The 24,969-nt window shown below is 32.9% G+C and carries 20 protein-coding genes and 1 pseudogene; 14 read left to right on the top strand and 7 right to left on the bottom strand.

Annotation, left to right across the window (positions count from 1 at the left end; genetic code table 11):
* Positions 1-1,187, bottom strand: a pseudogene (locus tag AC2A1C_RS02555) (hypothetical protein); the annotation flags it as partial.
* Between the two features lie 16 nt (positions 1,188-1,203).
* Positions 1,204-1,740: a T9SS type A sorting domain-containing protein gene (locus AC2A1C_RS02560; protein ID WP_484023165.1), complete on the bottom strand. Its 537-nt coding sequence runs from the start codon at positions 1,738-1,740 to the stop codon at positions 1,204-1,206.
* Positions 1,741-1,791: 51 nt separating this feature from the next.
* Here AC2A1C_RS02560 and AC2A1C_RS02565 point away from each other — a divergent pair, with 51 nt between their 5' ends.
* Positions 1,792-3,705, top strand: a complete 1,914-nt coding sequence (locus AC2A1C_RS02565; RefSeq protein ID WP_484023166.1) for a tetratricopeptide repeat-containing sensor histidine kinase — start codon at positions 1,792-1,794, stop codon at positions 3,703-3,705.
* A gap of 282 nt (positions 3,706-3,987) precedes the next feature.
* Entirely contained in the window at positions 3,988-4,584 is a 597-nt protein-coding gene (locus AC2A1C_RS02570; RefSeq protein ID WP_484023168.1) for a response regulator transcription factor, read from the top strand.
* 122 nt (positions 4,585-4,706) lie between these two features.
* On the opposite strand, the gene AC2A1C_RS02575 is transcribed toward AC2A1C_RS02570, so the two are convergent.
* The 3 genes from AC2A1C_RS02575 to AC2A1C_RS02585 form a co-directional block, all read right to left on the bottom strand.
* Positions 4,707-5,210 carry a GNAT family N-acetyltransferase gene (locus AC2A1C_RS02575; RefSeq protein WP_484023169.1) on the bottom strand — a complete coding sequence of 168 codons (504 nt, stop codon included), beginning with the start codon at positions 5,208-5,210 and terminating at the stop codon, positions 4,707-4,709.
* A 1-nt stretch (position 5,211) separates the two neighbouring features.
* Positions 5,212-5,685: a YdeI/OmpD-associated family protein gene (locus tag AC2A1C_RS02580; RefSeq protein ID WP_484023170.1), complete on the bottom strand. Its 474-nt coding sequence runs from the start codon at positions 5,683-5,685 to the stop codon at positions 5,212-5,214.
* Between the two features lie 74 nt (positions 5,686-5,759).
* Positions 5,760-7,901, bottom strand: a complete 2,142-nt coding sequence (locus tag AC2A1C_RS02585) for a S46 family peptidase (protein ID WP_484023172.1) — start codon at positions 7,899-7,901, stop codon at positions 5,760-5,762.
* Between the two features lie 84 nt (positions 7,902-7,985).
* On the opposite strand from AC2A1C_RS02585, the gene AC2A1C_RS02590 reads away from it, so the two are divergent.
* The 12 genes from AC2A1C_RS02590 (at position 7,986) to AC2A1C_RS02645 (ending at position 22,074) form a co-directional block, all read left to right on the top strand.
* Positions 7,986-8,429 (top strand): META domain-containing protein, encoded by a 444-nt coding sequence (locus AC2A1C_RS02590; RefSeq protein WP_484023174.1) that lies wholly within the window; start codon positions 7,986-7,988, stop codon positions 8,427-8,429.
* 159 nt (positions 8,430-8,588) lie between these two features.
* Positions 8,589-8,912 carry a SemiSWEET family sugar transporter gene (locus tag AC2A1C_RS02595; RefSeq protein WP_484023175.1) on the top strand — a complete coding sequence of 108 codons (324 nt, stop codon included), beginning with the start codon at positions 8,589-8,591 and terminating at the stop codon, positions 8,910-8,912.
* 214 nt (positions 8,913-9,126) lie between these two features.
* Positions 9,127-10,347, top strand: a complete 1,221-nt coding sequence (gene hflX / locus AC2A1C_RS02600; RefSeq protein ID WP_484023177.1) for a GTPase HflX — start codon at positions 9,127-9,129, stop codon at positions 10,345-10,347.
* A 22-nt stretch (positions 10,348-10,369) separates the two neighbouring features.
* Positions 10,370-11,089: a DNA alkylation repair protein gene (locus AC2A1C_RS02605; protein WP_484023179.1), complete on the top strand. Its 720-nt coding sequence runs from the start codon at positions 10,370-10,372 to the stop codon at positions 11,087-11,089.
* Positions 11,090-11,155: 66 nt separating this feature from the next.
* The gene (locus tag AC2A1C_RS02610) at positions 11,156-11,824 is read left to right on the top strand and encodes a hypothetical protein (RefSeq protein WP_484023181.1); all 669 of its coding nucleotides are present in this window, start codon (positions 11,156-11,158) and stop codon (positions 11,822-11,824) included.
* Positions 11,825-11,831: 7 nt separating this feature from the next.
* The gene (locus AC2A1C_RS02615) at positions 11,832-13,829 is read left to right on the top strand and encodes a hypothetical protein (RefSeq protein ID WP_484023183.1); all 1,998 of its coding nucleotides are present in this window, start codon (positions 11,832-11,834) and stop codon (positions 13,827-13,829) included.
* A gap of 11 nt (positions 13,830-13,840) precedes the next feature.
* Positions 13,841-15,115: a hypothetical protein gene (locus AC2A1C_RS02620; protein ID WP_484023185.1), complete on the top strand. Its 1,275-nt coding sequence runs from the start codon at positions 13,841-13,843 to the stop codon at positions 15,113-15,115.
* A gap of 124 nt (positions 15,116-15,239) precedes the next feature.
* Entirely contained in the window at positions 15,240-17,759 is a 2,520-nt protein-coding gene (locus AC2A1C_RS02625) for an ATP-dependent Clp protease ATP-binding subunit (RefSeq protein ID WP_484023187.1), read from the top strand.
* 175 nt (positions 17,760-17,934) lie between these two features.
* Positions 17,935-19,122 (top strand): tRNA 2-thiouridine(34) synthase MnmA, encoded by a 1,188-nt coding sequence (gene mnmA / locus AC2A1C_RS02630; RefSeq protein WP_484023189.1) that lies wholly within the window; start codon positions 17,935-17,937, stop codon positions 19,120-19,122.
* Positions 19,123-19,599: 477 nt separating this feature from the next.
* Complete coding sequence (locus AC2A1C_RS02635; protein WP_484023191.1) at positions 19,600-20,439, top strand: hypothetical protein; 840 nt, start codon at positions 19,600-19,602, stop codon at positions 20,437-20,439.
* Positions 20,440-21,231, top strand: coding sequence for a hypothetical protein (locus AC2A1C_RS02640; RefSeq protein WP_484023193.1), 792 nt, complete (start codon positions 20,440-20,442; stop codon positions 21,229-21,231).
* Positions 21,232-21,237: 6 nt separating this feature from the next.
* Entirely contained in the window at positions 21,238-22,074 is an 837-nt protein-coding gene (locus tag AC2A1C_RS02645) for a hypothetical protein (protein WP_484023195.1), read from the top strand.
* 258 nt (positions 22,075-22,332) lie between these two features.
* Here the strand turns inward: AC2A1C_RS02645 and hemL are convergent, their stop codons facing one another.
* Together hemL and AC2A1C_RS02655 are read right to left on the bottom strand one after the other, a co-directional pair.
* Entirely contained in the window at positions 22,333-23,613 is a 1,281-nt protein-coding gene (gene hemL, locus AC2A1C_RS02650; RefSeq protein WP_484023196.1) for a glutamate-1-semialdehyde 2,1-aminomutase, read from the bottom strand.
* Between the two features lie 44 nt (positions 23,614-23,657).
* Complete coding sequence (locus tag AC2A1C_RS02655; protein ID WP_484023197.1) at positions 23,658-24,935, bottom strand: DUF6080 domain-containing protein; 1,278 nt, start codon at positions 24,933-24,935, stop codon at positions 23,658-23,660.
* Between the last annotated feature and the right edge of the window lie 34 nt (positions 24,936-24,969).

The raw sequence follows: 24,969 nt of genomic DNA on the forward strand, positions 1-24,969 counted from the left end.
GATGAGGTACCGATTCCGACATTGCCATTACCTGCAACTCTCATTCTTTCAGCAATATTACTTCCATTGTTAGTGTAAAATAATATAGAAGCATTTATATCCGTTCTAGGAGCAATTCCTAAATCTCCTGCTTGCGTATTGCTTCCAGATTCTGTCCAAAAAATTTGTGCTGGAATTTTTGCAGAAACACTTGTTAAGCGATTATCAAGAACTATCCCTGCTTCAGTATCATCCCCAACATGAAACTTACCTTTTGGATTAGTTGTCCCTATTCCTACATTACCACCAGTAGGATTAATCAAAGTATTATTACCTACATTAGAAGGATTAATATAAAGAGGACGACTATAATGGCTTTGAATCCAAGAATAATCATTTGTGTTTCCAAATCTTAGATTGGGTGCACTTGTATTTCCAACAATAAGCTCTCCACCATCATTAGGATTGCTAAAGTCACCCACAATATGTAATTTTGCTTGAGAGGTTGTCGTTCCTATTCCTACGTTACCATTGGGTCTAACAGACATATTGATATTATTATTAGTAACGAAATTAATAGCACCATACGTACCTCCTGTTTGATTATTGACCAAATTCATATCAGCATAACTTCCATATCGAAATCCTGTCCCTGTATATAATGAGTTTAATTCTATATCTGCACTACTATGGTATGAAAGCCTTAAAATATTACTTCCACCTGTTGCACCAGCAGTTGTAAACATACCTGTTATAAGGTTTTGATTGTTTGTGTTGTCTTTATAAACGTGAAATTTGGCTGTTGGATCTGCAAATCCTACTCCTACATTACCATTATCATGCAAAAACAATGAAATATCACAGATACCTCCTGCGCAACGATTTACAGCATCATATCTCATAAAACCTAGTCCTTTAAGCCAAGTATTGCCTTTCCATATAGACCATTCCTGTACTTGCCCTGGTTGAGTATACGAATCATCAATAAAGCGTAAACCTGTTGGAATGTACCCTCCGTTACCTCGAATAACAGGAATATTTCCATTGGCATTAATATCTAAAGCACCTTGTGGATATTGAGTGCCTATTCCCACATTTCCTGTAGAAGAATTCAAGGTTGTTCCGGCAACAGCTCCAGTTGGGGTATAAACTTGCGCAGATACCAAACCTGCAGACAATAGTCCTAAACTTAATATTATTTTTTTCATATGTAATTGTTCTTTTTTACTGTTTTATAAATTGCTTTGATAGTTGCTGTCCGGAAGTGGTATCTACGATCAGAATATAATTTCCTGTAGGAAGACTTGTTGCATTGATATCAAACTTATCCTTAGCTGGAGATATCGTTCCTTGCAAGTAAACCGTCTGGTTAAAGTCTACAATTTTATACGTTGTCGCTTTTGTACCATCTATTCCCACATGCATAATATCAATTACCGGATTAGGGAATATTCTAATTCTTCCATTACCGCCACCACCTTTAGTTATCCTTATATCGCCTCCAGACTGTCCTTTTAAAAGAATATCCCATATTGGCTTAATAATTATTCTAAAAGGTCTTTCAGGATTTGGTTTTATGATAACACGGGTTTCAGATTCAATCTGTCCTGAAATAGTAGTATCGATATTGCTGGTAACAATAACTGGAGCAATCCTGTTTATGGATACTACTTCTGTACTTTTACTGATGGTAATAGTATCTGATTGGGCTTTTACTAAACAATTCGCTAGTAATAATAGAATAAATAAAATGTTTTTCATAACTTTTTCGCAAATTTTATAAATAAAGGATTACAAAGTAATAACATAAATATGGTATATTTTAATAAATTTTTAAATAAGGTTCTTTATATTATTTTAATCCTATCAATAAAAGTCGTTTATGCTCAAACCCATGAAAACCCAAAAATTGAAAAATTAATTGAAAAATTTGTTAATAATCTTAATACACAAAAAGATTCTGCTTTGTTTTATATTCAACAAGCTGAGAATAAAAGTGTACAAATAAAAGATAATTATTATTTATCCAGATGTCTTTATAATAAAGGAAGGTATTATTATATATATAATGATAATGTGAAAGCATATAAGCTATTGCTAGACGCTCAAAATTTAGCTTTTAAGGTTCCAAACAATAAAATAGTTGTAAAATCATATGCTCAATTAGCAACTATTGAGATGGAAGTGGGTAATTTTGATAAATCATCCGATTATTTATTTAAAGGATTAAGGTTTGCAAAATCGAAAAAAATGCCCGAACAAGGTCTTATACTTAATGATCTAGGAAGACTTTATCTTAAGCAAAAGGACACCATAAACTCTATAAAAAATTTTAAAGAAGCCGAAAGAATTTTTATTAAAAACAATGATCAACAACAACTTATTAATGTTTATAATAATTTGGCTCTTTGCTATAATATTAAAAACATTAATGAAAGTATTAATTACTTAAAAAAAGCATTGAAGATTGCTTATATTTTGGAAGATAAAAATTCTCAGTACGATGAGTTAATAAATATTAGTGTTACATATAGTATGGCTCATCAATATACTAATTTTTATATATACTTAATGAAAGCGCTAAAAATAGCGAAAGAATTAGATGACAAATCAAAATTATATTATGTATATCAAAACCTTGGGTCTTATTACTTCAAAACCAATAATTTACAAAAAGCATTAAAAATGCATTTGCTTGCATTACAAAATCTACAGGATAATGATTTTGAACAAAAATTAGCTCTTTACAAGGGGCTCTCCGAAACATATGAAAAAACAGGGAATTCTAGAGAAGCACTCAAATATCAAAAGGCCTACCAACAGGTAAAAGACAGTGTCTTCACCATAGAAAAAGATAAAAACTTCAATGAGATCGTTACCAAATATGAAGTAGAAAAAAAGAATGACCAGATCAAACTCTTAAATCAACAGAAAGAAATCGAAAGAAAAAGGAAAAACAATATTATTATTATTTCTGTTTCTATTGGGCTTTTACTGCTTACTTTCGCCTATTTCATCTTCAAAAGAGCGCAGTTGCAAAAAAGACTGAGATTGCAGGAAGAAAAAAACCATAAACAAGAAACCGAAAAACTGATAAAAGAACAGGAGCTGAAAGAAGTTCAGGCATTAGTAGACGGACAGAACAAAGAGCGGAATCGTATCGCCAAAGATCTGCACGACGGAGTTGCAGGTGATCTTGCGGGAATAAAACTAATTCTGAATCAGGAAAATCGGAATTTGAAAAACGAGATTTTGGAAAAAGTACAAAATGATCTCTCCAGTGTTTTTCAGGAAATCCGTAGTATTTCCCACAATCTGAGCCAGAATTATACCCAGAACAAAACCTTGAAATCATTATTGATGGATTTGCAAAGACAATATAAAAGCAAAAAAAGTTTTAATCTCGATATCACCATTTACCCCGAAAATGCAACAGACAATTTGGATGAGGTGAAGAAACAGCATCTGTACAGAGTATTTCAGGAATTATTGCAGAATGTATCCAAACATTCTAAAGCAACGGAAGTAGAACTGAACATTCATAAGAACGAAAACCATCTGAATATCATTTTGGAAGATAACGGAACCGGCTTTGATGTCCAAAATTCTTTAAACGGAATTGGATTAAAAAATATTGAAGAAAGATTAAAAATAATCGGGGCAAAATTATCCATTGACAGCTTTATTGGAAGAGGCTCCACTTTTATAATAGAAATGGAAGAATAGAAGGCTTCAAATAATAATAACCACTCTGCTTGTCATTCCGAGGAACGAGGAATCTATGTCATTATTAAAAAATGAAGACGCTTTGTTTTGTACAAATAACCAGTAATAACATAAAAATTAAAGAACTTGTACAAAGAAAATATAACAATATTTTCTTATTCTCCGTAATCTTTTATCGAATTCTAATCCGGAACAGCATAATTCTCATTTGTCTACGTTATATTGTTTTAATTTTTGTAAATTTAGACTAACATTTGAAAAAAAAATATAACACGGAAGATCATGGAAAAAATAAAAATCGCCATTATTGACGATCACCTTATCTTTTTAGATGGGTTGAAGTTGATTCTACAAAATGATTTTGAAATTACTTATGCATCCAACCAACCAAAAGATTTACTTCATAAACTAAACTCTCTTGAGGTTGATCTTCTGATTACTGATATCTCGATGCCGGAAATCAGCGGAATAGAAGTAGTAAAACTGGTAAAAGAAAAACATCCGAATATTAAGATTCTGGTGATGAGTACTTTCAAAAATATGTTCAATAAAAAGGAAGTGGATGCCTATTTGCTGAAAGACACGGATTCTGAAATTTTGATAAAAACCATAAAAGAAGTGGTTCTTGAAAATAAAAAAATCTTTTATCAGGATCTCAGCAATGTTGAAGGTTTTGATTTTAATAAAAGTCTTGTGAGCAAAAGAGAGCGCGAAATCATTTGCCTTATCAGCGAAGAATACAGTACAGATGAAATTGCGGAAAAACTGTTCATCAGTAGGCACACTATAGAAACACACCGTAAAAATATTTTTGCAAAACTTCAGGTGAATAATATTGCCGGTCTTGTGAAAAAAGCAATTAGTCTGGGAATTATCTAAATGTTTTTTGTATAATCTTAATAACTTGCCATTCTGTAGGAATATCAACTCACTTTGTAGAAATTCCTACGGAATGGCAAAGAAAATTATTATGATAATATACTGAAAAACATATTTATCCATCAATTTTCATAATAGAGCAATTCCTCATCTTCATCAGGAAGTGTCACATATTTCTGAAACTTCAATCCGAGTCTTTCGATAAGTTTTTGTGAAGAAAAATTATTTTTAGAAGTAATGGCCGAAAGTTTTTCAATCCCGAAATCTTTTTTTGCTGCTTCTTTTAATTTATATGCCGATTCATAAGCATATCCTCTTCCTTCAAATTCTTCAAAAAAGGAAAAACCAATATCCAGAATATCCAATCCTTCTCTTTCAAAAATTCCGACTGCTCCTATTTTTTTGTTGGTTTCTTTCAGAATTACTACATAATTTCCGAATCCAAGCTTCTCCATTTGTGGAAGAAAGCGATTCTGAATATAATTTTCGGCATCTTCTTTTGTCCGAATATTGCGATCGCCTATAAATTTTATAAATTTTGGCATATTATACAATTCTAAGAAGAAATCGGCATCTTCCAAATGGGCGGGCTTCAAAATTAGCCTTTCCGTTTCGTAATTTTTCATTTTAAATTCCTTTTTTTCCGGCGAGTATCATTTCTATCATTTTCATTTTCCGATTTTCTCGGGTTTCCGGCTTTTTGGCTTCTGTAATCCAGCGTATATATTCTTTTCTGTGAGTATAACTCATTTTTTCATAAAGTTCAAAAGCAGCTTTATTTTGCTTGAAGATCTCCATTACATCTTCAGGAACTTCTACAACTCTTTCTTCATTATCTTCCCATAATTTTATGAATACTTTATCTCCAAATGTCTTTTCAATATTTTTTCTGACTTCCTGAGTCAGTATTAATATATGGCAATTCGTTTTCATTTTGGCGAGACTTCCACGATATTCAGCTTTATCATCAAATAAAACTTTCACTTTCACCTGTCCTTTCTTTCCGAAAAGCTCTTCTGTGGAAAAAGGAAATTCCACAAATGCTGCATCCATATTTCCATGTTGTTGGATTTGAGCATCAAATTCAATACTTTTTTTCATAAAGTGAATTTAACAAAAAACCGCTGAAAAAATTCAACGGTTCTTTTAAATATTAAAATGGTATCGTCAAATTATTATTTTACTAATTTCATTTCACTAATGAGGTGTCCTGCTTTTCCATATTTTTCAATAATCCACAAAACAAAACGAACATCTACATTTATAGTTTTTTGCCATTCTGGTTCGAAAACAATATCACCACTTAAAGCCTCACTATTTCCGTCAAATGCTAATCCAATAAGTCTTCCATATCCATCCATAATCGGAGATCCGGAATTTCCACCTGTAATATCATTATCAGAAAGGAAATTTACCTGTAGTTGCTTTGTTTTTTTGTCGGCATAGGTTCCATAATCCTTTTTCTTCATCAGATCAAGGAATCCTTGTGGAAGATCAAACTCTTCATCTCCTTTTTTGTATTTAGAAACCATTCCTCTCACATCGGTGTAATAATTATCTTTTTCGGAAATTCCGTAATAATTTCTGTCTGTGCGCACCGGAAGTGTAGTTACTTTTCCATAAGTGAGCCTCATAGTAGAATTTGCGTCCGGATAGAAACTTTTATTAGGTTGAGATTTCATCAATCCGTTTAAGAAAAGACGAGTGTTGTTTTGGAAATTACTGTCAATTTTAGAATATTTTTCTTCCATCAATTTTTGGTCGTTTACATATCCATCTGCAATTTTTTTCATTGGATCTGCATCAATTTTTAAACGATCCGGATTATTAACAAAATTCATTGCAGATTCTTTATTTGCAAAAATGGAAGAAAAAGCGGTATTGGAAACAGTAGAAGCATCAACACCAACAAGTGTTTTAGAAGCGACCTCCTGATCTACTTTTCTTTGGTATAAAGAGATCATATTATTCAGCATATCTCCTTCCAACTGAGAATTGAAGTGTTCATAAGAAGAATTAATAGCGTCTACCACTTTTTGTTTCATTGCCGTTTTTCCTGCATCATCCTGATCTGCATACGTTTTGAAAAGGCTTCCCAATTTATATGCTAAAGAAATATACTTTGCATTTCTTTGCAATTGAGCTCCATAGTTTCTTTCTACATTTCTGTTGGATATCTGCTTATAATATGCTTCGATATTAGGTAAAACTCCACTATATGTTACTTCATTTTCCGGCATGGAAGCCCATTGTTCATAGGCTTGCTCTACTTTTTGCTTATCTCCGATTGTTCCGTTCTTGTTTACAGCATCTATTGTACCTTGTCTGTTTTTCCAATAATTGGCTACAGACGCATATTGGGAAGCATATCCAAGTTTTGTAGCCTGATCTTTATCCATATATTTTTTCATCACATCCATTGCTGTTTTGGATGCTTCTACCCAAGCTGGATAATCTTTGTTTACCATTTGGCTGATTCCATAAGAAGTAAGGTATCTGTTGGTTCTTCCCGGATATCCTACAATCATAGTGAAATCTCCTGGTTCATATCCTTTTAAAGAGACAGGCAAAGAATGTTTCGGTTTTAGAGGAACATTTCCTGCTGCATATTCTGCCGGATTTCCGTTGGCATCACCATAAATTCTGAATACAGAAAAATCGGCAGTGTGTCTTGGCCATTCCCAGTTATCGGTATCTCCTCCATATTTTCCTAAAGAATTGGGAGGTGTTCCTACCAAACGTATATCTTTATAGTCTTGATAAACAAAATAATAAAACTCATTTCCATTGAAGAAATCTTTTACAACAACGGTATATTTTCCGTTTTCAGAATTTTCATTTTGGATGGCTTTATATTCATCTTCAATTGCTTTTTTTCTGTCTTCCGGAGACATATTGTTATTCAGCTTTGCATTGATTCTTTGGGTCACATCATCCATTCTTACTAAAAAACGAACAGAAAGTCCTTTCGCAGGAAGTTCTTCTGTTTTTTTCATTGCCCAGAATCCATTGGTAAGATAATCTTTTTCCGGTGTGGAAAGTTCAGCAATACTTCCGTATCCACAGTGATGGTTGGTAAAAAGAAGACCTTGTTCCGAAACAATTTCTGCAGTACAGCCTCCATTAAATTGCACAATTGCATCTTTAAGACTGGAATTATTTACAGAATAAATTTCTTCGGCTGTAAGATGCAGACCTTCTTTCTGCATATCTACATGATTTAGTCTTTTAATAAGCATAAGAAGCCACATTCCTTCATCTGCACGAAGCTGCAGAAAACTTAATAGAAATGTTGCCAGCAAAAATATTTTTTTCATTTTGGAAAATTTTAATTTGTGCTAATTTAATGAATATTTGCTCTATGTGATATAGAATTCGCTGTTTCTTTATAAATTTATCTCATGAAATTCTTTAAAACCATCACTTTCATTTTTACTGTTATTTTCTTTTTCATTGCTTGTTCTTTTGTAAAGAAAAACGAAAGTGGGAAACAAAATATCCACAGAAAATGGATGATGATTGAGTATAAAGGTTTTACAAAACAAGAATTAATGAGCTTAAATGCTTATATTGATTTAGAGCAAAACTCGGAAGATAAAAATCAATATACCGCTAAAATGGGCTGCAACAATATGTCTTTCATAGCTAAGTTTGAAAATAATGGAAGCGTAAAGTTTTCACAATTGATATCGACGATGATGTATTGTGAAGGAAAAATGAAATTGGAAGAAGAGTTTGGAAAAAAACTGCCCAAAATGAATAATTATAAAATCGAAGGACATTTTCTTACACTTTCTGATGATCAAGGAAATACCATGAAACTTGTTGCCGAAGATTGGGATTGATTATTTTAAAAAATCTTTGACTTTTTGCCTTGTGAACTTTTAACAAGCAAGACAATTTAAGATGTAACAATTTGAAATATAGCACTTTGCATTAAATTATATCTGCTGTTTTTCTGCTGAGTTTATGTAAAAATAAACAGACGTTTTGAAAGTATAAATTTGATTTTTAACATATTAAATGAAAATCTATTACATATAAACCTTACCATTATTAATCTTATGAGTTTTAATCCGGAAATTCTTGGACTTTTCGCAGGGACACTTTCTTGCATCACTTTTGTCCCTCAAATTTTCAAAACACGAAAATCAAAATCAGTGAAAGATATCTCCGTAACTTCTTTTGCTATTGTAGTTGTAAGCACATTAATTTGGCTGATTTATGGAATATTGAAGCAACTTCCATCCGTAATCATTACTAATGTAATTGTCTGTCTATCAGCTATTATTATGTTAATCTTCAAGTGGAAATTTTCAGAAAAATAAAAGTTTTACCTGAAATTTTAAAAAACTGATGATTTTGCAATGTTATAAGCTCAAAAAACAATTTTAAAATATTGAAAACAAATGTTTTAACTATAAAAATAAATAAATTTTTTGCAGAATTTATATCCATGTACATCTATGCAAACAAAGGAAAATAATTTCACTAAATTTGCAAAAAAGCGACAATCCAACTGCTAAAAGCAAACAGCAAACTATGCTAGAAAAAAAAGAACATCAATACGAAAAAGCCGTTTTGGTAGGCCTAATTACCAAAGATCAGGATGAAGATAAGCTGAAAGAATATATGGATGAATTGGAGTTTCTGGCTTATACAGCAGGAGCAACTGTTGAAAAAAGATTTACCCAAAAAATGTCTCAGCCTGATTCCAAAACGTTTGTAGGAAAAGGAAAAGCGGAGGAAATAAAAGATTATGTAAAAGAAAACGAAATCGGAACCGTAATTTTTGATGATGAACTTTCTCCTTCCCAATTAAAAAATCTTGAACGTGAGCTGGAAGTAAAGATCCTTGACAGAACCAATCTTATCCTTGATATTTTCGCACAAAGAGCACAAACGTCTTATGCAAGAACTCAGGTGGAACTCGCTCAGTATGAATATCTTCTCCCAAGATTGACACGATTGTGGACTCACCTTGAAAGACAACGAGGCGGAATCGGAATGCGTGGTCCCGGTGAAACGGAAATTGAAACCGACCGAAGAATTATTCGTGACAGAATTTCCTTATTAAAAGATAAATTGAAAACCATCGACCGACAAATGGCAACCCAAAGAAACAATCGTGGAAAAATGGTTCGTGTTGCTTTGGTTGGATATACCAATGTTGGAAAATCTACATTGATGAACGCCCTTTCCAAATCGGAAGTTTTTGCAGAAAATAAACTTTTTGCAACTTTGGATACTACTGTCCGTAAAGTGGTAATCGGAAATTTACCGTTCTTACTCACTGATACTGTTGGTTTTATCCGAAAATTACCTACGCAATTGGTGGAAAGTTTTAAGTCTACTTTGGATGAAGTTCGTGAAGCAGATTTATTGATTCATGTAGTGGATATTTCACATGAAAGTTTTGAGGATCATATAGATTCTGTACATCAAATTTTACAGGAAATTGATGCGCACAGAAAACCAATGATTATGGTTTTCAATAAAATAGACGATTTTTCTTATGAGAAAAAAGAGGAAGATGATTTGACGCCTTCTACCAGAAAAAATATTTCTTTGGAAGAATGGAAAAAAACATGGATGGCAAAATCCAAACATCCTACCGTTTTTATTTCAGCTTTAACGAAGGAAAATTTTCCGGAAATGAAAAAATTGATTTATGATGAAGTTCATAAAATTCATATTTCAAGATTTCCTTACAATGATTTTCTTTTTGAATATTTCGATAATGATTCCGTTGAAAATCAATAATATATAAAGTATACTTTTTCCTATGTCGGATATTGTAAACGAAATAAAAAAAGCATTAGAAGATTTGGCTATTCCCGAAAAAGCCAAATTTTTTCCAAAATTTTTCAAATCAGGAAAAGGAGAATATGCAGAAGGCGATGAGTTTATCGGAGTTACTGTTCCCGATCAGAGAGTAATTGCAAAAGAATACTGGAAAAAAATTTCTTTAAAAGAACTTCAGGAACTTCTTTCTTCCAAAATCCATGAGCACCGTCATTGTGCTTTGCTGATGCTGGTTTCAAAATACGAAAAAAGTAAGAATCCTGAAGAGAAAGAAGAAATTATAAAGTTCTATTTGGAGAACAAAAAACACATCAACAATTGGGATCTGGTGGATTCTTCTTGCTACAAAATACTAGGAAAACACGCTTTTGAAACGGAAAACCATGATTTGCTCAGAAAACTTTCCAATGAAGAAAATATGTGGAGCAAAAGAATGGGAATTGTAGGAACGATGCATTACATCAAAAAAGGAAAATTCGATCTTACAAAAGAATTGGCGCTTAATAACCTGCATCATTCTCATGATTTGATGCATAAAGCAAACGGATGGCTGCTTCGTGAAATGGGAAATGAAAACGAAGAAGAGCTTTTGGAATTTTTGAAAACTCATTACAAAACAATGCCCAGAACTTCACTTCGTTACGCTATTGAAAAGCTGGAAGAAAATGTGCGACAGGATTTTCTGAATGGAAACATCTGATTTCAATAAACTTTTTACCTTTAACGGAAAAAAGTATCTTTGCAAAAACACAAATTCTATTTTTCTGTGAAATATATTTTTAAATACGCTTTCATCGTTATTGCTTTTCTGGCTTTGACAAGTTGCTTCGATGTTATTGATAAAGTTGCTATGAAAGCCGATGGAAGTGGCGAATATTCTATTGTACTTAATGCCAGCAAAAGTAAGACCCGACTAAATTCCATTTCCAAAATGGAGACTATTAATGGAAAAAAAGTTCCGAAAAAATCTGAAATCGAAACCAAAGTAAAACAAGCGGCTTCTGTTTTCAGTGATGTTCCCGGAATCAGCAATGTGAAGACTTCTATGGATTTTGACAACTATATCATCAAACTGAGCTGCAACTTCAAAAAAATTGAAAATATAAACGAAGGTTTGGAAAGGCTCAAATCAAAAAAAATCATCAGTAAAATAATTCCTTCTCAATTGTACAGCAATAATCTTAGCGGAAAAACCTTTAGCAAAAACAAGTTCAATACTTTTAAGACGGATTATGAAAATCTAAGCAAAGCCGACAAAGAGATTTTTAATAATGCAAGGTATGTTTCTATTTTGCAATTCGAGAATACCATTACATCTCAAAGCAATTCTTCATATACGATTTCTCCTAACAAAAAGGCTTTGAAATTAGAAGGTAATATTCTGGATTTTATCCTTCAGAAAAAACAAATTTACAATACGATACATCTCAACTAATAAAACCATGAAAAAATCTTCAAAAAATTTTTCTTTTTTCTTTTTTCTTCTGTTTCTGATTGTTTCTGCACAAAACAGATTAAAAGTTCCGGAAAATATGGTTTTCTATATGGAAATCAATGGAAAACAACTCGATCATAAAGTGAATTGGGCAAAATTTAATCCTATTTTACAAGATGTAATCAAAGAAAAAAACAAGGAAAACACTTGGAACGATTATTCCAAAACAGGAATAAAATATGATGATGTACAGTATCATTATGCAACTGTTAATGATTCTGTTCAGTCTTATACTGCTCATTTTATTCTTACCGACAATAGTAAGTTTTTGGAATTCATCAACTCCACCAAAAAAGAAGGATTAGAAATTACCAAAAAAAATAAGTATTCCTACATAAGTCTGGATAAAAATATTTTTGTTGCATGGAACGAAAAGCACGCAGTACTGAAAACAATCAATTATAATAAACCCTACAAATGGGACGATTACAAAATTGACAGTGTAAATGTTGCGATAGATAGCGCAACTGTTGCAGTAGACAGTGCAATGGTAGAAACAGATGTACCCTTTGATTACAAAGAAGAAATCAAATATTTGAAAGAAGATTTAGATTATCATCAAGATGAAATCACCAGAATCAAAGGAGATATTCAGTATCTGAAAAAGCATCACAAATATCCGGAACCAAAACCGGAAGAAGAACCGACAGACAAAAACCCTTCTACTGAAGAGGCTGCTCCTTATTATGGAGACAAAGAATATTCTACTCAGGAAGATGAAGAAGTAGATGATAGTTTTCAAAAAAGTTTGGATTCCATTGATATAGAAAATTTTAAAATCGTAAAAAAATTGGCAGAAGATTCTTTCGAAATTCTTTTCAATTCTGATTTCCAAATGGATATACCGATAGAAAAACGGACTTTCAAGGATGAAAAAGCAGATGTTTTTGCCTATACTGATTATGGAAATATGTTTCATAAAAAAGGAATGTACAATCCTATGGACAGATTTTATTTTTTTGAAAACTATCTGAGCAAAATTTACGATTCCAACTCTTCATATAATCTGTATTTTGATAATGATAAAGTAAGGCTTGTCAATAATTACCAAAACAAAGATCCGAAAGTACAAAAAGGAATGTCTGAAGTGTACAAAGGCACATCTAACAAAAAACTGGCAAAACTTCTTTCGGACAAGAGTATTGGATATTATTCCATGAACATCAATGGATATAAAGGTTTCGATGTGATGTACGATTGGATCCAAAATATTGGAAAAGATGACAAATACCAAAAAGAAATTGCACTAATGGTGGAAACCATGAAAATTGCACTGGATGAAAAAGCCATTTCTAAAATTGCTCCCGGCAATGCTATCTTTATCCTGAATAATCTAACTTCCAAAAATGTAGAATACACCGATTATGAATATGATGAAGACTACAACGGAATAGAAGTGAAAAAAACAAAAGAAGTTGTAATGCCCGATTTTACTTTTGCTTTTACTACCGAGAATGAAGGCTACTGGAAAAGAATGTTGGATATGATTGCCTCCAATAAGGAAACAAGTAAAAACTTTGTAAAAAAAGGTGATATCTATCTATTTCAAGAAAAAAACGGGGAGTTTGACCAACTTTTCTTTTTGGTAAAAGACGAAATCGTATACATTACTACCTCTTTGGAAAGTATCGGTGAAAAGCAACAATCTGAGAGAACAAAAAAATGGGCAAAAGAAATCTCCAAACATTCTTTATCCGGCTGGCTGAACGTTCGTAAACTTGCAGACGGAATGGAAAAAGAATTTAAAAGCTCTAAAGATAAAGAAACATTCAATTTTCTTAGAAGAAACATGGGCGAACTCACCTACAAAACGGATGTTAAAGGTGAAAGTATAGAAACGGAAATTGATTATAATATTTATAATTCTTCTGAGAACAGCCTGATGTACTTTTTGGATATTTTTGACGAGTTGTACAAAATGGATAATCCTGTCAAAAAAAATTAATGGTTTTCTAAATGAGAAAAAAAGGCAGAATTGTTCTTTCCCTAATTTTTTTAATAGCCTTCGGAACAATCTATTTTTTGTTTTTCAATAAAGATAAAACACTGAAATACATTCCGAAAGAAGCCGATATTGTTGTACTGATAGATGTAAAAAATGTAACCCAATATTATGTATACAATTTCGTTACTCATCCTTCAGAATGGATCAAACCGAAAAATAAAGAAAACTCTGAAATTCAGCTGAAAGATGCCGGAATAAAAATACCGGATTTCGTCCAAATTTTTCATTTAAAAGATTCGGACATTTTAGAATGGTATACAGTAGTAGAACTTTCGGATAAAAATCGGTTTTTGAAATTTCTGCAACAGGAAAAATTCAGAAATCAAGGAAAAGAATTATTTCAAAAAGACAGAATCCTGATAAAAATAATTGGAGAAAAATGTCTTATTAAAAATAAAATGAAACAAAATGAAAACAACTTTCATTTTGAAAATTTTGCATCCAATATCTTATCAGAAAATTTCCATTCTAATTTTTTGAATATCAATGATTTTTCTAAAAACTCTCATGCTAGTATTTCTTTTATTTCGTCTGGAAAAACAGATACTTTTCCCATTGAAATTGGAGAAGATTGTATCCAAATTCAGAAAACAAAAAATCCTGAAATTTTTACCTCTTTAATACAAAATCTCACTAAAAAAAATCATTTTCTTGATCTTCAGATGGATAAAAACTGGATAAAAAGAGCGGCTTCTTTTTCGCAAAACTATTGGGGAAAAATCAATGTTGATTCTCTTGAAATAGCCACATTATCTGCAAAAGTCTCTCTTAAAGAAAAAAAAGATACCATCATTACTTATGAATATGATGAAAACTTTAATGAAGTAGAAAAAGTGAGTTTTCAAAAAATTCTTCAGCCGGATTACTCTATTTCCTTGCAATCGGACAATCCGGATAAAACTTGGCAGTTTTTTCAAAACAAAAAATGGATCAATCAAAAACAGGAATTCACGTGTATACCTTTTTTACCCAATAAAATTTATAAAAATGGTAAGCAAATTACCATTACATCTCAAAAAAGCCCTCTTCAAAACGATATACAAAAAGGCAGTTATATTTTCTTAAAAAACGATCAAAGATTTATAAACTCATTTTCTACTTTAAGCGATGCCGAAAAAAAATATCTTTCAAATTGGCAGTATCTTTTTTACAGTAGTAATGACTATTCACAATATTTAAAAATCCAATTTACAAAAGAAAATATCCCTCTAATTTTAAGATTTTGATTTTTTTTCGGTATTCTTTGCAATCTGCCATAAAGTCCGAATTGTTTTTTGGTAAACTATTTGTAACTTTGATTTAACATTAAAGGTAAATTCCTATCTTTAATTAATATTGAGAGTTTTTATTATGGATTATAAATTTTCAGATGGTTTGAGCAAAGTGTTCAAACATAGCAAAAATGAAGCAAAAAGATTGAAGAGTGAGTTCCTCAATACGGAGCACTTGCTGTTAGGAATTATCAAAACTGAGAATTCTGCAAAGGAAATTCTACAGAATCTTAATGCAGACCTTATACAGATTAGAAGAAAAATTGAAACTTTAAATGCAGCTAATATAAATCCAATTGCAGAAGAAGCAGCAAATATTTCTTTTACCAAAATGGCTGATCAGGCTGTAAAACGTTCCGAACTTGAATGCAGACAATATCAAAGTACAGAAGTTAATACAGTACACCTTCTTTTAGGAATCCTCTACAAACAGGAAGATCCTACTTCCAATATTTTGGAAGCGTATGATATTGATTATGAAAGAGTTTCTAAAGAATACCAGACAATGCTTAAAAATTCCGGACAAAGCCCAAAAATGAGTGCTTATGACGATGATGAAGAAAGAGAAGATTATGGACAAATGCGTAAGCCAACGGGAAATCTCGGAACCGGAAAAAGTAAAACTCCTACTTTGGATAATTTCGGAAGAGATCTTACTGCGCTTGCAAGAGATGGAAAGCTGGATCCTGTTATTGGTCGGGAAAAAGAAATCGAAAGAGTTTCTCAGATTCTTTCCAGAAGAAAGAAAAACAATCCTCTATTGATTGGTGAGCCGGGAGTTGGAAAATCTGCAATTGCAGAAGGATTGGCGTTGAGAATTCATCAGAAAAAAGTTTCCCGTGTTCTTTATAACAAACGTGTGATTACTTTGGACTTGGCAAGTTTAGTTGCGGGAACAAAATATCGTGGCCAGTTTGAAGAAAGAATGAAGGCGATTATGACAGAATTAGAAAAAAATCGCGATGTTATTCTTTTCATTGATGAGTTGCACACAATTGTAGGAGCAGGAAGTTCAACAGGAAGTTTGGATGCATCCAATATGTTCAAGCCGGCTTTAGCAAGAGGTGAAATTCAATGCATCGGAGCGACAACTTTAGATGAATATCGTCAGTATATTGAAAAAGATGGTGCTTTGGAAAGAAGGTTTCAAAAAGTAATGGTAGAACCTACTACTATTGAAGAAACCATTCAGATTTTGAATCAGATAAAAGATAAATATGAAGATCATCATAATGTAATTTATACACCGGAAGCAATTGCAGCTTGTGTAAATCTTACTGCAAGATATATTACAGACCGATTCTTACCGGACAAAGCGATAGATGCAATGGATGAAGCAGGCTCTCGTGTTTATATCAAAAACATGAAAGTTCCGAATGAAATCATCGAAAACGAAAAGAAAATTGAAGATATCAAAGACCTGAAACAAAAAGCCGTAAAAGCTCAGGATTATCTTGAAGCCAGAAAACTGAAAGACGAAGAAGAAAGATTGCAGCGTGAGCTTCAGGTTGCTCAGGAAGAATGGGACAAAAATGTAAAAGAGAAAAAAGAAACTGTAACAGAAGAAAACGTAGCAGAAGTAGTTTCTATGATGAGTGGGGTTCCTGTAACTAAAGTAGGCAAAAATGAGCTGGATAAATTAGCTCAAATGGATGCGAAGCTGAACGGAAAAGTAATTGGTCAGGAAGATGCTGTTAAAAAAGTTGTAAAAGCTATCCAAAGAAACAGAGCCGGATTAAAAGATCCTAACAGACCAATCGGAACCTTTATTTTCTTAGGAACAACAGGTGTTGGTAAAACCGAATTGGCAAAAGTAATGGCTCGTGAATTATTCGATTCTGATGAAGCATTAATCAGAATTGATATGAGCGAATACATGGAAAAATTTGCGGTTTCCAGATTGGTAGGAGCGCCTCCAGGATATGTTGGATATGAAGAAGGAGGACAACTGACAGAAGCGGTTCGTAGAAAACCTTATGCTGTAGTTCTTTTAGACGAAATTGAAAAAGCGCATCCTGATGTTTTCAATATTTTGTTACAAATTTTGGATGAAGGTCATGTTACCGATTCTTTGGGAAGAAAAATTGATTTCAGAAATACCATTATTATTCTCACATCTAATATCGGAACAAGAGATCTGAAAGATTTTGGAGATGGAGTCGGATTCGGAACTTCTGCAAAAAAATCAACGACAGATGCACGAGCAAGAAGCACCATCGAAAGTGCTTTGAAGAAAGCATTTGCGCCAGAATTCCTGAATAGAATTGACGATATTATCATCTTCAATTCTCTGGAACAAAGCGATATCAGAAAAATCATTGATCTGGAACTTTCCAAACTTTACGGAAGATTAGAAAAATTAGGTTACAAAGTTGAACTAACAGATGCTGCTAAAGATTTCATTTCCGAAAAAGGTTGGGATAAAGATTTTGGAGCAAGACCTCTGAAACGAGCTATTCAGAAATACATTGAAGATCTATTAGCAGAAATGCTTGTGAATAAACAATTCAGTGAAGGCGAAACGGTAGTTCTTGATATAAATGATGCTAAAGACGGACTAACGGGAGAAACTAAAAAAGAAAAAGAAAGCGTGAAATAATTTTTCACTTTAAATGATAAAAACCACCGAGCTTTCGGTGGTTTTTTTATGTTGATTTTTTCTATTGCCTCAATTCACATCATTTTATATTTCTACCTTTTTAAAATCGTATTTTTGCAGTTTAAAAAATAATTGACGCTCGCTTCGCTCGCGTCAAAAAAGTATCGTTAAAATTATGAAAGTAGTTGTAGGTTTGTCCGGTGGTGTAGATTCCAGTGTTGCTGCTTATTTGCTTCAACAACAAGGTCATGAAGTTATTGCGCTTTTTATGCGAAATTGGAATGATGCTTCTGTTACATTGGAAGACGAATGTCCTTGGATTGAAGATAGCAATGATGCTTTAATGGTGGCTCAGAAATTAGGAATTCCGTTTCAGGTAATTGATATGAGCGAACTTTACAAAGAAAAAATTGTAGATTATATGTTCGCAGAATATGAAAAAGGCAGAACTCCTAATCCTGATGTTCTTTGCAACCGCGAAGTAAAGTTTGATGTTTTTCTAAAAACAGCTTTATCACTTGGTGCTGAGAAAGTTGCGACCGGACATTACGCTCAAGTAAATTCTACTTTTGATGAAAATGGAAAGGAAATTTTCCACCTTTTAGCGGGAAAAGACAATAATAAAGACCAGTCTTATTTTCTTTGCCAGCTCAATCAGGAGCAATTGTCAAAATCTTTATTCCCGATTGGCGAACTTACAAAACCACAAGTGCGTGAAATTGCAAAAGAGATCGGTTTGGTAACCGCGGATAAAAAGGATTCGCAAGGATTATGCTTTATTGGAAAAGTAAGCCTACCGGAATTTTTAAAACAACAGCTTCAGCCAAAAGAAGGAGAAATTGTAGAAATTTTTAGAGATTTTCCTGAGTTTTTCAAAGAAAAACCTCAATTTTCTTCAAAATTAGAAGAATTAGAGTTTTTCTCTTCTAAAATTAAATATCAAAAATCTGATGGAAAAGTAATCGGAAAACATCAGGGTGCACAATATTATACGATCGGGCAAAGTAAAGGTTTGGGAATAGGAGGACATAAAGAAAGCTGTTTTATTATCTCCAGAGATATGGAAAACAATATTCTTTTTGTAGGAGAAGGACACCATTTTCCGGGGCTTTATCAAAAAGTTGTAAAAATTGACAATTCTGAACTTCATTGGGTTCGTGAAGATTTACGTTTAAAAAATGGCAAAACAATGGAAGTAATGGCCAGAATCCGATACAGACAGCCTCTTCAAAAAGCAACCTTATATCAATTTGAAAACACTTTTTATATAGAATTTGAAGAACCGCAATCTGCCGTTGCAGAAGGTCAATTTGCAGCTTGGTATATTGGTGAAGAACTTTTAGGAAGCGGAGTAATTAGCTAAATGCTACTATGTTATATTTATCAAATTAACATTCGCAATTCAATACCTTTACAGCATTACCATTAGGGAATTTATGTCAAAAGAAAGTTTCACATAATTTTCGCTATTGGATTTTTCCATCACTTCATAGTGGAAAAAAGAAAAACTATATTTAGTATTCAAATTTTAAACGAAACAGAATTCCAGCTAAATAATAGATTGGAATCCTAATTAAGCGGCTAGATTTTTATAATACTTTTAAAATATATTTCGCATAAAGTGCTTTTTTGGCATATTAAAATCAAAAAAAAAGAAATAAACAAATACTAACTATTGACAACTTCTACTACACATTTCGCAGTAAATTCCTTTCATATATTATAAAAAATATGTTATAATATACTATTTTTAAAAATATTTTATAAATAGGCACAAAATTTGTACTTGAAAAATTAAATAAAATATTAATAATTAGTAAATTAGCACATTATAATGAGAATGAAAATCAGTACTTTCTTTTTTTTCGTCTTACCATTATTTGCAAGTGCTCAATTTGCAATAAATACCGCCTATCCTATTGGAATGTTTCTAGTAGACGGCAGCATCAATGGAAATAAACATAACACAAGTTCTTTACCAACTGCTCTCCAACAAAGTGATGATTTTGTAGTATTAACAAATGGAAATGTGGGAATTGGGAATGATGCTCCTGCCAATAAATTAGAAATTGCTTCCGCAACAGCAAACACTGCCGGTTTGAAATTTACACAAATCAATGCATCTACTCCGATAAGTATCGGACAAACTATTGGCGTAGATGCACAAGGTAATGTGGTAGCCACTACAAATCCTCAAGTTGCCAACCTCATAAGCAACAATGGCAATAATTCATTTGGAACTTCCGGCGCACAGTATGCACCCAGTACCTACAATGTAAATGCCAATTCATGGGTAATCGCAAATGGTACTTCTCAAACATTTACTATCCCAACTGGAGGTAAAATGGTTTTTATAAATTTTGTTGTTGGTATAGATATATATAACAGCGTTAATTCTGTGGGCACACCATATCCTAATAATAGAGATGTATATGAGGCTCGGGTATACATAGACGGACAACCTGCGGATGTATATCAACAATCTATGGTGGGTAATGGAGATGGTAGTACTCAGGTTCAGTATAATCTAAGCTCGTTTGTGCAACTTACCGCAGGTGCGCACACCATAGATATAAGGATGAGAAGAGTGTCTACCAATGCAACTAATCCGACAAGTGCAAGCCAAAACGTATCTTTTGGAACAATGTCCTTTATTTTTAATATTTCCTATTTTAATTAAATGAAAAGAGTCTTTGTTTTTATATTTGTTCTTATACATTTTATAATTTTTGGACAAGTTGGCGTAGGTACAACCAATGTCAACGGAAATTTTGTTGTTGATGGAGCCAAAGACGATGCAATAACGGCAACAAACATACAGCTGCTAAATGATTTTGTAGTTAATACAAGTGCAAATTCTTTAGCAAATGGTGCTGGAAATATTGGGATTGGAAATGCGAAACCCAGTGCAAAGTTAGAAATTACTACCGGAGTGGCTAGTTCTTCTGGTTTAAGATTTACAAACCTTACTTCTGCTAGCCCGGTTTCAACTTCTCTGGGAATTCCATTGGGAGTGGATGCAAATGGAAACGTAATTACCGTGAGCAACATAGTTCCTACAAAACTAACAGCATTAGACGGTAATTTTACAGATTACGGAGCAACGCCAGCAAGTAGTGTTGCACTGCCCAATTTTCCTAATTATTCCTCAGCACTTCCTAATACTTCTCGTAGTATTACTATTCCTTTAGGTGGAAAGTTAGTCTTTATTAATTATGTAGTTTCAATATCCTATGTTTCTGGGAGTAATACAACGTATTATAATGCTCATCTCTTTATAGATGGGCAACAGTCGGGTATATCACAAACCATACAGACTCCAACCAATCTTGCTGGTGGACAGTTTTGTCTTACAAGCTTCCGCACCATGACAGCAGGAACACATACTTTTGACATAAGAATGAATACCAATAATGGCAATGGAACAGTGGCGCCAATTGCCGTCTATTATAATATTTCTTACATAAATTAAAATACGATGAAAAAAATTCTTTTTTTTATAAATATATTGAATTTTTTATATTCATTTTCACAAGTGGGTATCGGCGTAAGCACTCCTGTCACAAATAGCGCTCTTCATATAGACGCATTAAAGAATAATACTTCTGCTACACCTACATCAACACAACAAGCTGATGATTTTATTATTAGAAATTCTGGAAACGTAGGTATCGGCACTACCAATCCTACTGACAAATTAGAAATAAACAGTGGTATATCAAATGTTTCTGGTCTTAAATTTACCAACCTTACCTCTACCAATGCTATAGTTAATACATCTGGAAAAACGATCGGAGTAGATAATAACGGGCAAATAATTCCGATGAATACTGCAACCAGTATTACATTTGTTCCTAATCAATATTCATCTAATACCCAAACTGCCTTTAGTGTAGATGGAACAAAATATACTCTTATCCCCAATACCGTTGTAAATCTCACCAATGTCCCTTCACCAGAAATAGGTAAAATTCTTATTATCAATTTTTCTATCTCCATTAATTTTACCAGTCTTCCTTCCACAGGTACAGGTTCTTCTTATTATGAAGCAAGAGTTTTCTTAGATGGCGCTCCTACTAATGCCATCCAAACGTTCAAGGAATATGTTTTTTTCCAATTAAATACTTCCTTTCGTGTGCCTCCTCCTGCACAATTTAGTATCTCCACGGTTCAGCCTATTGCCGTGGCAAACAATGGAGCACATACTTGTGATGTGAGAATAAGAAGAGTGCGAAATTCCGGAGAAACCAATGCGGATATTGTGAATGCAATAACCTTAACCACATCAAATAGTGTAGCGTATATTAATTTTTGAAAAAGTTACTTTTTTGAAGTAATAAAATTTAAGTTCAACTTTTTAGAATATTTTTATGCATTCTACTAAAAATTAATTAATTCCTAATCTGTTGGATTTAAAAGACGTCCAAAAACAGATTAAATACATGTAGTTGTAGACATTAAAGACAAAATGCCAGAAAAAGTGACAGTTTTTAAACCTAAGAACTTTGCAAAATTCGCTTCAAGGATATAATTGAGTAATACAACACAAAAACTTATTTTTAGTTATGATATTTTATCGTGTAACATCTTCCACAGCTTTTATGGTTTCATCCAAATCTTTATACGTTAAAGCATCGGTAATGAACCATGTTTCGTAGGAAGAAGGAGCTATATAAATTCCTTTTTTCAAAAGTTCGTGGAAAAATTCTTTGAATTCCGGAGTATCGGCTTTGGATGCATCATCGTAATTTTCGATGGCATTTTCGCAGAAGAAAACCGAAATCATAGAACCAACACGGTTGATAACAAAAGTCTTTTTATTTTTAGTTAAAGCTTCTTGCAATCCTTTTTCAAGATAGGCGGTTTTTTCTTCTAATCTTTTGAATAATTCCGTATCAGAATCAATCGCTTTCAGCATTGCTAAACCGGCTGCCATTGCTAAAGGATTTCCGGATAAAGTTCCCGCTTGATAAACAGGACCAATTGGAGCTAAAAAATCCATAATTTCTTTACGTGCAGCAAACGCTCCCACTGGCAAACCTCCGCCAATTACTTTACCATACGTTACAATATCTGCTTTTACTCCGAATAATTCTTGTGCACCACCTTTCGCCAAACGAAAACCCGTCATCACTTCATCGAAAATGAGTAAAGTTCCGTTTGCGTCACAAATTTCCCGCAGTTTTTGAAGAAAATTATTGACAGGAGGAACGCAACCCATATTTCCTGCAACAGGCTCAATAATGATACACGCGATTTCGTTTTTATTCGAATCGAATAATTCCTGAACAGAATCCATATCATTATAATTCGCCAGCAAAGTATCTTTTGCCGTACCTTTTGTTACACCCGGACTGGAAGGAACTCCAAAAGTGGATAATCCGCTTCCTGCCGCAATCAGGAAAGAATCGGAATGACCATGATAACAGCCACGAAATTTTATGATTTTTTCACGACCTGTAAACCCTCTTGCTAAACGAACGGCACTCATACAAGCTTCTGTTCCGGAATTTACAAAACGGATTTTATCAATATTCGGAACCATGGAAACAGCAAGTTTTGCAATTTCGGTTTCTATTTCTGTTGGGGTTCCGAAAGAAGTTCCTTTTTTGGTTTTTTCAATAACGGCATCAACAACAGGTTGATACGCATGTCCCAAAAGCATGGATCCCCAAGAATTGATATAATCAATATAACGGTTATCATCTTCATCATAAAGATATGCTCCTTTTGCTTTTTTTATAAAAATCGGTGTTCCACCAACGGATTTAAAGGCACGAACAGGAGAATTAACACCTCCCGGAATATATTCTGATGCTTCTACGAAAAGCTCACTGCTTCTTTTATACAACATATTTCAAAATTTAAAAAAGAATTGGTTTTCCTTCTATAATTGATTTAACGATAATACTGATTCAGGAATTCAAAAAACTCTTGCATTCTCAGGAAATTATTCATCCCGAAATATACGAAACTAATAACAAGAACTGAAAATATGGCCGACAGATATTTTGGATGATTTCTGTAAGAATAAAATAACCAACCCAACATCAAAGGAACTACAAAAATAAAATGTCCTCCATAAATGTAAGAGGTATGAAGTCCAAACTTTAATACACAATGAATCAAAATATCTACTAAAAATGAAAGCATTAAAATCTGAACTAATTTATTTTTAAAATTTCTGAACCAACTCCATAAAACAAATGTGAAAATCAGTCCTACAAAAAAATAATTCAACCAGGAAGAATAAGTTTCCATATAAAGAGCCTTGAAAAAAAATGTTTTCTCAGCATTGTGATTATCCGAAATTTCGTATGAAGAAAAAAGCATATTTCCGCCAAAAAACCACGAATACATCATGTCCCAAACCGGAGTCGTTTTTACGTTTGAAAATTTTTCATATTGTTCGCCTGCTTTTGTGAAAACCCGTTCGTAATTGAAATCCAGACGATAAAGAAAAAGCAGAATGAAAGCTCCGGCCGAAATCAGAACACGAAAAGCTGCATCGGCCAATTTTTTCCAGCTTCTGAAAAGGCTTTTTTCAAAAAGAATGGGAATATAAATTTTTATAATATTCGTAATAGTTAATCCTCCTATCGAAATTCCCGCAAAAGCAAGGGCAAGAACAGAGTGTTTTTTGCTTTTCTGAAGTTTTGTTGCAGCATAATTGATAAAAAGCGTTAAAAAAAACAGGGAATATGTATACGTTTCCGGTGTGAAGGAAAGCAAAACCGGCGTTACAAAAATTCCAAAAAATAGAATAAGCAAAAAAGAAATTTTAGCAGGAAGATGAATACTGTTTTTTAAATATTTAAAAATCTGAACATTGGCAAAAGAAACTGTAACCGCACTGCACAATGCAAGAACCAAACGAAAAATTTCGTTCATTTTTCCATCTGAAAACCAAAGTGCAAAACTTCGAAGCCCATCGAAAAAATAATTGGAAAGCGGGTGTCTTTCATAGCTTCCTCCTGATAAAATAATAGACCTGTTGTCGAAACTAAAATAGGCATTCCAAGGAATTCGGTCATCAAAAATAATTCGATAATTCAGTGCAATAAAAGCTGCTAAAGTTCCGTAAGAAACCAGAAATAATAAAAAGACTAAAAATTCCTGCAAAGAAGAAGGAAATACTAGCTTGAAAAAATCTTTAATTTTGGTTTTAAAATTCAAATTCTAAAAAGTTTTCGGCAAAAATAAGAATTTA

Source organism: Chryseobacterium sp. HNCC26DJ241 (genome assembly GCF_057180505.1).